Source organism: Bradyrhizobium sp. PSBB068 (assembly GCA_016839165.1).
Taxonomy (GTDB): domain Bacteria; phylum Pseudomonadota; class Alphaproteobacteria; order Rhizobiales; family Xanthobacteraceae; genus Bradyrhizobium.
Genome location: CP069300.1, coordinates 4,454,312 through 4,465,895 on the forward strand (window position 1 = coordinate 4,454,312; position 11,584 = coordinate 4,465,895).

10 protein-coding genes are annotated in these 11,584 nt (G+C 65.3%); all 10 read left to right on the top strand.

Translation table 11 applies throughout. The features are described 5' to 3' along the window. The first annotated feature begins 82 nt into the window (after positions 1–82). The 10 genes from JQ507_20730 to JQ507_20775 all read left to right on the top strand — a co-directional run bounded on the left by JQ507_20730 (position 83) and on the right by JQ507_20775 (position 11,506). Entirely contained in the window at positions 83–268 is a 186-nt protein-coding gene (locus tag JQ507_20730) for a hypothetical protein (GenBank protein QRI67401.1), read from the top strand. Continuing rightward, complete coding sequence (locus JQ507_20735; protein ID QRI67402.1) at positions 265–1,563, top strand: ArgE/DapE family deacylase; 1,299 nt, start codon at positions 265–267, stop codon at positions 1,561–1,563. The genes JQ507_20730 and JQ507_20735 overlap by 4 nt, the downstream gene beginning before the upstream one ends. A 263-nt stretch (positions 1,564–1,826) precedes the next feature. Further along, complete coding sequence (locus JQ507_20740) at positions 1,827–2,768, top strand: ABC transporter permease (GenBank protein ID QRI67403.1); 942 nt, start codon at positions 1,827–1,829, stop codon at positions 2,766–2,768. A gap of 3 nt (positions 2,769–2,771) precedes the next feature. Beyond that, positions 2,772–3,659, top strand: coding sequence for an ABC transporter permease (locus JQ507_20745; protein QRI67404.1), 888 nt, complete (start codon positions 2,772–2,774; stop codon positions 3,657–3,659). A gap of 138 nt (positions 3,660–3,797) precedes the next feature. Then, positions 3,798–5,447, top strand: coding sequence for an ABC transporter ATP-binding protein (locus JQ507_20750; protein ID QRI67405.1), 1,650 nt, complete (start codon positions 3,798–3,800; stop codon positions 5,445–5,447). A gap of 216 nt (positions 5,448–5,663) precedes the next feature. Beyond that, positions 5,664–7,184 carry a M81 family metallopeptidase gene (locus tag JQ507_20755; protein QRI67406.1) on the top strand — a complete coding sequence of 507 codons (1,521 nt, stop codon included), beginning with the start codon at positions 5,664–5,666 and terminating at the stop codon, positions 7,182–7,184. 5 nt (positions 7,185–7,189) lie between these two features. Beyond that, positions 7,190–8,362 carry an amidohydrolase gene (locus JQ507_20760; GenBank protein QRI67407.1) on the top strand — a complete coding sequence of 391 codons (1,173 nt, stop codon included), beginning with the start codon at positions 7,190–7,192 and terminating at the stop codon, positions 8,360–8,362. Beyond that, positions 8,355–9,773: an amidase gene (locus JQ507_20765; protein QRI67408.1), complete on the top strand. Its 1,419-nt coding sequence runs from the start codon at positions 8,355–8,357 to the stop codon at positions 9,771–9,773. The genes JQ507_20760 and JQ507_20765 overlap by 8 nt, the downstream gene beginning before the upstream one ends. Before the next feature lie 171 nt (positions 9,774–9,944). Further along, positions 9,945–10,835: a crotonase/enoyl-CoA hydratase family protein gene (locus JQ507_20770; GenBank protein ID QRI67409.1), complete on the top strand. Its 891-nt coding sequence runs from the start codon at positions 9,945–9,947 to the stop codon at positions 10,833–10,835. Then, positions 10,832–11,506, top strand: coding sequence for an alpha/beta fold hydrolase (locus tag JQ507_20775; protein ID QRI67410.1), 675 nt, complete (start codon positions 10,832–10,834; stop codon positions 11,504–11,506). Before JQ507_20770 ends, JQ507_20775 begins: the two co-directional genes overlap by 4 nt. The last annotated feature ends 78 nt before the right edge of the window (positions 11,507–11,584 follow it).

Genomic DNA, 11,584 nt, shown 5'->3' on the forward strand with positions numbered 1-11,584 from the left:
CAAGTCGGGATTCGCTGGGAATCGCCGCGTGACAACGATTAGCGTCGTAATGGGGAAAAGCGCTTCAGCGCGGGAGGGGACAATGCGCATTGGGGTCACGGGCACGCATGGCATTGCGGCCCGGAGCGGCATTCCGGCCGGCACGCGTGTCGTTGGCAATCGCTTCGGCGGACCGATACGCAATCTCGCCATCGGCACGCGCATCGGTTGCGCGCGCCATCTTTCCGAAACGCTCATTGCTCAAGGCTCCACGAAAGGCGCGACATGACAACCGGGACGTTGACCAAGGCGGATCAGATTGCCGCCGAGTTGTGCGCGGCCGTCGATCGAAACTTCGACGATCAGATCGCGTTCCTGTCGCGCATGGTGCAATTCCGCAGCCTGCGTGGACAGGAGGCGCCACAGCAACATTGGCTGGCCGAGCAATTCGCCAAGCGCCGCTACGACGTCGATGCATTCAGCCTTGCGGACGTCAACCTGATGAGCCATCCGAAAGCAGCACCGATGGACGGCATCGATCTTGCCGGATCGCAGCAGGTCGTTGCGACGCTCAACAGCAAGGGCAGCGGGCGCAGCCTGATCCTGCAAGGTCATATCGACGTGGTGCCTGAAGGGCCTGCTGACCTTTGGGACCAGCCGCCGTTCTCGGGCGCCGTGCAGGACGGCTGGATGTTCGGGCGTGGCGCGCAAGACATGAAGGCCGGCGTCTCGGCAATGATCTTCGCGCTCGATGCGATCCGCGACGCCGGCTATGTTCCGGGCGGACGCATCCATCTGCAGACCGTGACCGAGGAAGAGAGCACCGGCAACGGCGCATTGTCGACGTTGATCCGCGGCTATCGCGCCGACGCCTGCCTCATTCCCGAACCAACCGGACACACGCTGACGCGTGCCCAGGTCGGCGCCGTCTGGTTCCGCCTGCGCGTCCGCGGCACGCCGGTGCATGTCGCCTATTCGGAAACCGGGACAAGCGCCATCCTGTCGGCGATGCATCTGGTGCGCGCGTTTCAGGATTACACCAAGGCGCTCAATGCCCGGGCGCTCGACAACAGCTGGTTCCGCAGCGTCAAGAACCCGATCAAGTTCAACGTCGGGATCATCAAGGGCGGCGATTGGGCCAGTTCGACCGCGGCCTGGTGCGAACTGGATTGCCGTCTCGGCCTGCTGCCGGGCGAAACGCCGCAGCAGGCGATGCAGGGCATCGAGGAGTGCCTGGCCGACGCGCACAAGGCCGACGAGTTCCTGTCCGGCAATCCGGCTGAACTGGTGTGGAGCGGCTTTCAGGCCGACGCAGCGGTCTGCGAGCCCGGCAGCGAAGCGGAAGCAGCCCTGTCGGCTGCCCATCATTGCGTCTTCCAGGCTCCGATGCAGGAGCGCCTGTCGACGGCCGTCAACGACACCCGCTACTATTGTGTCGATTACGGCATCCCTGCACTTTGCTATGGTCCTTACGGTGTCGGCCCACATGCGTTCAACGAACGTGTCGAGCTCGACAGCCTTCGCAAGACAACGCAGAGCATCGCACTGTTCGCCGCCAACTGGTGCGGCGTGATGAGAGCGTGAATGAACGTGTCGCTTCAGCTCGGTGGCACACGACGACAAGTGCAATTCGAAATAGCAGCATCAGACCAGGGAAGGCCGCCAACGGCACGACCCTCGCCTTGATATAACGTCGCCATTGGCACAGTATTTGCCTGCAAATTCATCACGTTCGCGCTGGCTTTGACACAAGACGCAGAAGCGCATGAGACACATCACGGGGACACCATGAGTATGATGCGGCCCAGCCTTCGCTTCACACCATCTGACGGCAGGAGATAGCAGCGATGATCGGATATCTGCTTCGCCGCATCCTCGCTGCCATTCCCGTGATGGGCGTGGTGGCCCTGTTCGTGTTCCTGTTGCTGCGGCTGACGCCGGGCGACCCCGCCGCAATCCTCGCCGGCGACAATGCGACGCCGGAACAGCTCGAGCGCATCCGTACCTCGCTTGGTCTGAACGAGCCGATCTACATCCAGTTCTACACCTGGGTCGCGAAGCTCCTGCACGGCGACCTCGGCGTCTCCCTGATCTCGAACAAGCCGATCCTCGAGATGATCGGCCCGCGCCTCGAGCCGTCGATCTCGGTCGCGCTCGCCACCATCGTCCTCTCGATCCTGGTCGCGGTGCCGCTCGGCGTCATCGCGGCGTGGAAGCACGGCACCTGGATCGACCGCTGCGTGATGGGGCTGTCGGTGCTCGGCTTCTCGGTGCCGGTGTTCGTGATCGGCTATGTGCTGATCCAGGTGTTCGCGATCGATCTGCGCTGGGTGCCGGTGCAGGGCTTCAAGAGCATCTCGGCCGGCTTCGGTCCGTTCTTCGAGCGCATCATCCTGCCGACCTGCACCCTCTCCTTCATCTATGTGGCACTGATCGCGCGCATGACCCGGGCCTCGATGCTCGATGTGCTGGGTGAAGATTACGTCCGCACCGCGCGCGCCAAGGGCATCGGCGAGACCGGCGTGCTGCTGCGCCACGCACTGCGCAACGCCGCGGTGCCGGTGATCACCGTGATCGGCTCCGGCTTCGCACTGCTGATCTCCGGCGTCGTCGTCACCGAAAGCGTGTTCAACCTGCCCGGCATCGGCCGCCTCACCGTCGATGCGGTGCTGGCGCGCGACTATCCGGTGATCCAGGCCATGATCCTTCTGACGTCGGGCATCTATGTCGGCGTCAATCTGTTGATCGACGTGGCGTACACCCTGCTCGATCCTCGTATCCGGTACTGAGCAATGGCGATCGAAACCCTTCCCGAAGCCTCTCTCCCCGTCACCCGGCCGTTCCGCGTCAAGTTCGGCTTCCTGACCTCGACGCCGATCATCGCGGTCGCAACGATCTGTCTCGTCCTCATCATCCTGATGGCGATCTTCGCGCCGCTCCTTGCGCCTCGTGATCCACTCTTGCTGACGCCGTCGCTGCGGCTGAAGCCGTCGAGCGCGCAATATTTGCTCGGCACCGACGCCTATGGACGCGACCTGTTGTCGCGCATCATCTACGGCGCGCGGATCTCGCTGGTAATCGGGCTCGGCGCCGCCGTCTGCTCGATCGCCATCGGGCTCCTGATCGGCCTCGTCGCCGGCTTCTTCCGCTGGGTCGATGCGGTGATGATGCGCGTGATGGACGGCTTGATGGCGATCCCGGCCATTCTGCTCGCAATCGCCGTGGTCTCGCTGTCTGGCGCCAGCATCTGGACCGTGATGGTCGCGATCACCATCCCCGAGATCCCGCGCGTAGCACGCCTGGTGCGCTCGGTGGTGCTGACCGCGCGCGAGGAGCCCTATGTCGAGGCCGCGATCTCGCTCGGCTCGAGCCTGCCGAAGATCATGTGGCGGCATTTGATGCCGAACACGATCGCGCCGCTGATCGTGCAAGGCACTTATGTCTGCGCGTCCGCGATCCTGACCGAGGCGATCCTGTCGTTCCTCGGCGCCGGCATCTCGCCGGAGACGCCGACCTGGGGCAACATCATGGCCGAGGGCCGCGCGTTCTTCCAGGTCAAGCCGTCGCTGATCTTCTGGCCGGGACTTCTGCTCTCGATCGCCATTCTCAGCATCAACCTGATCGGCGACGCCGCGCGCGATGCGCTCGATCCCCGCATGAAGCAGCGTGAGGGCAAGTGACGGCTTCGATGCAATCGAAGCCGTCATCCCGGGGCGCGCAGCGAACCCGGGATCTCGAGATTCCGGGTCTGGTCCTGGCGCACCATCCCGGAATGACAGTGGGTAAATTCCTTCGCAGCCGCGCCAAGAGAGCCTGACATGACCAACGTCGTCCTCGACATCAACAACCTCGTCGTCGGCCTCGGCCGCAAGGCGGACGCGCATCGCATCATCGACGACCTCTCCCTCCAGGTGCATGAGGGCGAGACGCTGTGCCTGGTCGGCGAAAGCGGCTCGGGCAAGTCGGTGACCTCGCTAACCACGATGGGCCTGTTGCAGAAGGGCACGCTGGTGCCGTCGGGCGGCAGCGTCAAGCTGGTCGGCGAGGAGCTGCTCACTGCCACTGACCGCCGGCTGCGCCAGCTGCGCGCCACGCGAATGGCGATGATCTTCCAGGAGCCGATGACCGCGCTCAATCCGGTGGTCCCGGTCGGCCGCCAGATCGACGAGGTGCTGCGCGCCCATACCGATCTCGACTCCCGCGCGCGGCGCCAGAAGATCCTGGCGATGATGGAGCATGTGCGGCTGCCGGACGTGCAGCGCATCTTCTCTTCCTACCCGCACCGCCTCTCCGGCGGACAGCGCCAGCGCATCATGATCGCGATGGCTCTGGTGCTGGAGCCGAAGCTCCTGATCGCGGACGAGCCGACCACGGCGCTCGACGTCACCACCCAGAAGCAGATCCTCGCCCTGATCCGTGATCTGCAACGCGATCACGGCACCGCCGTCCTCTTCATCACCCACGACATGGGCGTGGTGGCCGAGATCGCCGACCGCGTCGCGGTGATGCGGCACGGCCGGCTGGTCGAAACCGGCCCGCTGCAGGATGTGCTGCGCAATCCGAAGATGGAGTACACCCGCAACCTGCTGTCCTCGGTCCCCAGCCTCGTGCCGCGCGCGCCGCGCCCGGAGACGAAAGAGCCGGTGGTGCTGGAAGCCAACGAGCTCAGCAAGGTCTACCGGGAGCGGTCGCTGTACGGCAAAGCCCGCGAGGTCGCCGCCGCCAGCAACGTCACGCTCACCTTGCGCAAGGGCCGCACGCTCGGCATCGTCGGCGAAAGCGGCTCCGGCAAATCGACGGTGGCGCGCTGCATCGTCCGGCTGATCGATCCGACCTCGGGCGGGGTGCGCCTCGCCGGCCGCGAGATCTCCGATTTGTCGCGCCGGCTGTTGCAGCCGCATCGCCAGAAGATCCAGATCATCTTCCAGGACCCCTACCGCTCGCTCAATCCGCGCGTCACGGTCGGCGAGAGCATCGCGGAGGGCCCGATCAATTACGGCATGCCGCGCAAGGACGCGCTGGCGCGGGCCCGCGAGTTGCTCGAGCTGGTGCATTTGCCGCCCGACGCGATCTCGCGCTATCCGCACCAGTTCTCCGGCGGCCAGCGTCAGCGCATCGCGATCGCGCGCGCGCTGGCGCTCGATCCCGACGTGCTGGTGGCGGACGAGGCGGTATCCGCGCTCGACGTCTCGGTGCAGGCGCAGGTTCTGCAGCTGCTTGACGAAATCCAGCGGCGGCTCGGCATCGCGCTGCTGTTCATCACGCATGATTTGCGCGTCGCCGCCCAGATCTGCGACGACGTCGCCGTGATGCAGCGTGGACGGGTCGTGGAACAGGGACCGGCGGCGGAGGTGCTGACCAATCCGCAGCAGGCCTATACCCGCGCACTGCTCGAGGCGGCGCCCGGGCGCGGCTGGGACTTCGCCAACTTCCGCCCCGTTTCGGAAGGCATTGTGGCGACGGCCTAGGTCTTTAGCCTCAAGCCTTTACGCCCACAGGGCATGCAAATCCGGTGGTGCTCCCCGGCTTGCGCTTGGCGCGACGACACGCTTAACGTCGCCCGCCAGAGCGCGATCCGGAGAGGCGAACCGGCCTTCGAAGATCATGCTGATATTGAAAAGGCGAGATGATGCGATTGCTTCCAAATCGCATCACAAGCGAAGAAACGTGTCGAGACCTACTTGATGACCCGTATTGCCGTTGGCGGCTTCCTGCACGAGACCAACACCTTCGCACCGACGAAGGCAACTTACGACGACTTCGTGCATGGCGGCGGCTGGCCGTCGATGACGCGCGGCGCCGAGGTGCTCAAGGTCATGCGCAAGATCAATGCCGGCCTTGCCGGTTTTGTCGAGGCGGCGGAAGCCAATGGTTGGGAGCTGGTGCCGACGATCGCGACCGGGGCGACCCCGTCGGCACATGTGACGAAGGACGCCTTCGAGCGGATCGTCAAGGACATGGTCGACGGCATCGCCGCGGCCGGGCCGATCGATGGCGTCTATCTCGACCTGCACGGCGCCATGGTGACCGAGCATTATGACGACGGCGAAGGCGAAATCCTCGCCCGCGTGCGCAAGGCGATCGGCAAGGACATTCCGCTGGTAGCGAGCCTCGATCTGCATGCGAACGTCTCACCCGAGATGATCGAACATGCCGACGCGCTGATCGCCTACCGCACCTATCCGCATGTCGACATGGCCGACACCGGCCGCGCCTGCGCGAGGCATCTGGCCTTGCTGCTCAAATCCAGACAACGTCTCGCAAAAGCGTTCCGGCAGCTGCCGTTCCTGATCGCGATCAGTTGGCAATGCACCAACGACCAGCCGGCCAAGGGCATCTATCAGAAACTTGCGGCGCTGGAGAGCGACGCGGTTCCGACGCTGTCGTTTGCGTTCGGCTTCCCGGCCGCCGATATCAGGGACTGCGGCCCGAGCGTATTCGCCTATGGCCGGACCCAGGCCGACGCCGACGCTGCCGCCGACAGCATCGCCGCGCTGGTCGAACGCCACGAGAACGATTTCGACGGCCCGATCCATACGCCCGACGAGGGCGTGCTGCTTGCGATGAAGCTCGCGGCGACGGCGTCGAAGCCGATCGTGATCGCCGACACCCAGGACAATCCCGGTGCCGGCGGCAATTCCGACACCACGGGCATGCTGCGTGCGCTGGTACGCAACGGAGCAAGCGCGGCCACCGGCGTGATCTGCGACCCGCAATCCGCGCGCGCTGCGCACGCGGCCGGCGTCGGTGCGACCGTCACGCTCGATCTCGGCGGCAAGTCCGGCATTCCCGGTGATGCGCCCTACAGGGAAACGTTCGTCGTCGAGCAGCTCTCGGACGGCCGGTTCGTCGCGCCGGGACCATTTTACGGCGGCCGCGATATGGATATGGGACCCTCGGCCTGCCTGCGGATCGGCGACGTCCGCGTCGTCGTCGGCTCCTACAAGGCGCAGCTCGCGGACCAGGCGATGTACCGCTATGTCGGCATCGAGCCGACCGCGCAGAAGATCCTGGTCAACAAGAGCTCGGTGCATTTCCGCGCCGATTTCGAGCCGATTGCCGAGAAACTGCTGATCTGCGCCGCGCCCGGGCCGATGCCCGCCGATCCCGCCACGCTGCCGTGGAAACATTTGCGGCCGGGCATTCGTATCAAGCCCAACGGCCCGACTTTCACCCCCTCCTCCCCATCACGCACAGACGGATAGAGACCATGCCGACCATCGAGCGCATCGACAGTTTTGCCGACGAACTCACCGCCATCAGACGGGATCTGCATGCGCATCCCGAAATCGGCTTCGAGGAGGTGCGGACATCGGGCATCGTGGCCGAGAAGCTGACGAGCTGGGGCATCGAGGTGCATCGCGGCCTCGGCGGCACCGGCGTGGTCGGCGTGCTCAAGGGCAAGGGCAGCGGCACCAGGAAGATCGGCCTGCGCGCCGACATGGACGCGCTGCCGATGGAGGAGAACACCAATCTGAAATGGCGTTCGACCATTCCCGGCCGGTTCCACGGCTGCGGCCATGACGGCCACACCACGATGCTGCTCGGCTCGGCGCGCTATCTCGCCGAGACCCGCAATTTCGACGGCACCGTGCACTTCATCTTCCAGCCGGCCGAGGAAGGCCTCGGCGGCGCCCGCGCCATGATCAAGGACGGCCTGTTCAAGCAATTCCCCTGCGACGAGGTCTACGGCCTGCACAACGCCCCCGACCTCAACCATGGCGAGATCGCGATCCTGCCGGGCCCGGCGATGGCCGCGGCCGACTTCTTCGACATCAGGATCCAGGGCTATGGCGCACATGGCGCGATGCCGGAACGCTCCAAGGACGCGGTCGTGATCGCAATGACGCTCGGACAGGCGCTGCAGTCCATCGTCAGCCGCAACGTCGATCCGCTGCAGGCAGCGGTGCTGTCGATCACCCAGATCCATTCCGGTTCGGCCTACAACGTTATTCCAGGCGATGCCTGGATGTGCGGCACGGTGCGCTGCTTCTCCGAGGAGATCCGCGCGCTGATCCGCACGCGCATGCGCGAGATCTGCGCCGGCTTTGCCGCCGCATATGGCGCCGAAATCTCGGTCGAGGTCCGCGACGGTTTCAGCGTGCTGGTCAATCAGGAAGAGCAGTCCCGCGTTGTCGAGGAAGTCGCGCGCACCGTGGTTGATCCGGCCAAGGTGATCACGCGCTCGACGCCCAAGATGGGCAGCGAGGATTTCGCCGACATGATGCAGGCCGTTCCCGGCGCGTATTTCTGGGTCGGCCATGACGGTTCAGTGCCCGTGCACAATCCCGGTTACGTTCTCGACGACAAGATCCTGCCGATCGGCGCCAGCATGTTCGCCCGCATCATCGAGAAACGTATGCCGGCAGGTGCGCATGCATAGGCCGAAAGCGGACGCCATCACGTCGCTGCACGATCTCTCGGCCGTCGACCTGCTCGCCGGCTATCGTGCCAAGCAGTTCTCGCCGTCCGAGGTGCTCGAGGAAATCATCTCCCAGGTCGCGACCTGGGAGCCGCACATCAAGGCGCTGTATCTGTACGACCCCGACGGGGCGCGGAAGGTCGCCAAGGCCGCGACCGAGCGCTGGCAGCAGGCCGAGCCGGCCGGCACGCTCGACGGCGTGCCCGTCACCATTAAGGACAATGTCGCGACCAAGGGCCAGCCGGTGCCGCTCGGCAGCGCCAGTGTCAAGCTCGCGCCGGCGGAGAAGGATGCGCCGCCTGCCGCGCGGCTGCGCGAAGCCGGCTGCGTGATCTTCTCCAAGACCACGATGCCGGACTACGGCATGCTGTCGTCGGGACTGTCGTCGTTCCATCCCCTCACCCGCAATCCCTGGGATGTCAGCAAAAACCCCGGCGGCTCGAGCTCCGGCGCGGGCGCCGCCGGTGCTGCCGGTTACGGCCCGCTGCATCTCGGCACCGATATCGGCGGCTCGGTGCGGCTGCCGGCCTCCTGGTGCGGCCTCGTCGCGCTGAAGCCGAGCCTCGGCCGCGTGCCGATCGACCCGCCCTATGTCGGCCGCGTCGCGGGGCCGATGACCCGCACCGTCGACGACGCCGCGCTGATGATGAGCGTGCTGTCGCGCCCGGATCGCCGCGACGGCATGAGCCTGCCGGCGCTTGAGGTGAACTGGAAGGCGCTGGAGAAATCGCCGCGCAAGCTGCGTATCGGGCTGATGCTCGATGCCGGCTCCGGCCAGAAGGTCGAGAAGGACGTTCGCGAAATCGCCGTCAAGGCGGCGAAGGCGTTCGAATCCGCCGGCGCCGTCATCACCGAGATCGACGGCATCCTGACGCCCGAGATGCTCGAAGGGCTCGACAATTTCTGGCGCGCGCGGACCTGGGACGAGCTGTCGAAATTGTCTGAGGCCGATCGCGGCAAGACGCTGCCCTATATCCTCAACTGGGCCGAGGCCGGCGCAAAACTCTCTGGCGTCGACGTGGTGCGCGGATTCAACCAGACGATGGCGATCCGCGCAGCCGCCGCAAAATTGTTCTGCGAGGTCGACTACGTGATCTCGCCGGTGTCGCCGGTGGTGAACTTCCCGGCGGAATTCGCATCACCGCTCAACGATCCGGCAAAGCCGTTCGAGCACATCTGCTTTACCGTGCCGTGGAATATGTCGGAGAATCCTGCGTTGTCGATCAACGGCGGCTATGACAAGAAGGGCTTTCCGATCGGCGTCCAGATCATCGGCCGCCGCTTCGACGATATCGGGGTGCTCGGCATGGGCAAGGCGTTCGAAGGCCTGCGTGGCCCGCAGAAGCCGTGGCCGACGCCGCCGAAGAAGTAGATACCTCCACTTGTCATTCCAGGATGGCCCGAAGGGCTGGGCCCGGAATCCATTTCCCCGCAGGTCCGGCTGTGATTTGTGGAGCAATGGATTCCGGGCTCGCGCTTCGCGCGCCCCGGAATGACGTGCTAGAGATCAATCAGAAACGAACGAAGGAAGGAAATCATCCCCATGGCGTATGAGACGATCAAGTACGAGGTCGCCGAGCAGATCCTGACCATCACGCTGAACCGGCCCGACAAGCTCAACGCCTTCAACGCCACGATGCAGCAGGAGCTGATCGACGCGTTTGACAAGGCCGACAAGGACGACGACGTCAGGGCGATCATCGTGACCGGCGAAGGCCGCGGCTTCTGCGCCGGCGCCGACCTCTCCTCCGGCGCGAACACATTCGACCGCGATGCGCGGCGCGGTCCGGTCAAGCGCAATGCCGACGGCAGCGTCGACTACAGCGATCCGCAGGTGCGCGACGGCGGCGGCCAGGTGACGCTGCGCATCTTCAAATGTCTGAAGCCGGTGATCGCCGCGGTGAATGGTCCCGCGGTCGGCATCGGCGTCACCATGCAGCTCGCGATGGATATCCGCATCGCCTCCGAGGCCGCGCGCTTCGGCTTCGTGTTCTCCCAGCGCGGCATCGTGCCGGAAGCCGCCTCGAGCTGGTTCCTGCCGCGCATCGTCGGCATCTCGCAGGCGCTGGAATGGTGCTATTCGGGCCGCGTCTTCCCGGCGCAGGAAGCGCTCGCCGGCCGGCTGGTCAGCAAGGTGGTGCCGCCGGAGGACCTGTTGCCGACCGCGCGTGCGCTCGCCAAGGAGTTCGCGGCCAAGACCGCGCCGGTGTCGGTGGCGCTGATCCGCCAGATGATGTGGCGCATGCTGGGCGCCGACGATCCGATGGAGGCGCACAAGGTCGACAGCCGCGGCATCTATGCCCGCGGCCGCTCCGAGGACGTCAAGGAAGGCGTGGTGTCGTTCCTGGAGAAGCGTCCCGCGCAGTTCAAGAACAAGGTCTCGTCCGACATGCCCGACTATTTCCCATGGTGGCAAGAGCGCGACTATAAGTGAGCGAACGGCGTCCCACGACGTCCACTTCCGACGGCGTCGTCCTGCTGCACGGCATCAGCAGGACGGCGCGCTCGTTTCGCAGGATGGAGCTGGCGCTCGGCGATGCCGGCTTTGCCACCCTCAACCTCGACTATGACAGCCGGCGCAAGGCGCTCGATGCGCTGGCCGAGGATATTCATCCGGCGATCGATCGTTTCGCCGAAGGGCTCGACGGCTCGGTGCATTTCGTCTGTCATTCGATGGGCGGCCTGCTGGCCCGCGCGTACCTCGCACGACACCGCCCCGCGCAACTCGGTCGCGTCGTGATGCTGGGCACGCCGAACGGCGGTAGCGAGATCGCCGACCGCCTGAAGAACCTCGCCGCGTATCGTGCGTTCTTCGGCTCGGCCGGCCAGCAGCTCGTTACCCGCCGCGATGCTGCGACCAGCGCGCTGTTGCCCGCAATCGATTATGAGGCCGGCATCATCGCCGGCAACCGCTCGGTCTATCCGATCACCTCGATGGCCCTGCCCCGTCCGCATGACGGACGGGTGTCGGTCGCCAACACCAGGCTCGACGGCATGGCGGATCACATCGTGATCCGCACCTCGCATCCCTGGCTGGTACGCAACAGGGAGGCGATCGCGCAGACGATCGCGTTCTTGCGGGAGGGACGATTCAACACACCATAGCGGTCATTGCGAGGAGCAAAGCGACGAAGCAATCCATCGCTCCGCATATCCGGCAGCATGGATTGCTTCGCTTCGTTC

Bases quoted from the DNA above. Each gene is read 5' to 3' on its own strand.
- JQ507_20745 (QRI67404.1), top strand. From the start codon at position 2,772: ATGGCGATCGAAACCCTTCCCGAAGCCTCTCTCCCCGTCACCCGGCCG.
- JQ507_20760 (QRI67407.1), top strand. From the start codon at position 7,190: ATGCCGACCATCGAGCGCATCGACAGTTTTGCCGACGAACTCACCGCC.
- JQ507_20755 (QRI67406.1), top strand. From the start codon at position 5,664: ATGACCCGTATTGCCGTTGGCGGCTTCCTGCACGAGACCAACACCTTC.
- JQ507_20750 (QRI67405.1), top strand. From the start codon at position 3,798: ATGACCAACGTCGTCCTCGACATCAACAACCTCGTCGTCGGCCTCGGC.
- JQ507_20740 (QRI67403.1), top strand. From the start codon at position 1,827: ATGATCGGATATCTGCTTCGCCGCATCCTCGCTGCCATTCCCGTGATG.
- JQ507_20735 (QRI67402.1), top strand. From the start codon at position 265: ATGACAACCGGGACGTTGACCAAGGCGGATCAGATTGCCGCCGAGTTG.
- JQ507_20730 (QRI67401.1), top strand. From the start codon at position 83: ATGCGCATTGGGGTCACGGGCACGCATGGCATTGCGGCCCGGAGCGGC.
- JQ507_20770 (QRI67409.1), top strand. From the start codon at position 9,945: ATGGCGTATGAGACGATCAAGTACGAGGTCGCCGAGCAGATCCTGACC.
- JQ507_20765 (QRI67408.1), top strand. From the start codon at position 8,355: ATGCATAGGCCGAAAGCGGACGCCATCACGTCGCTGCACGATCTCTCG.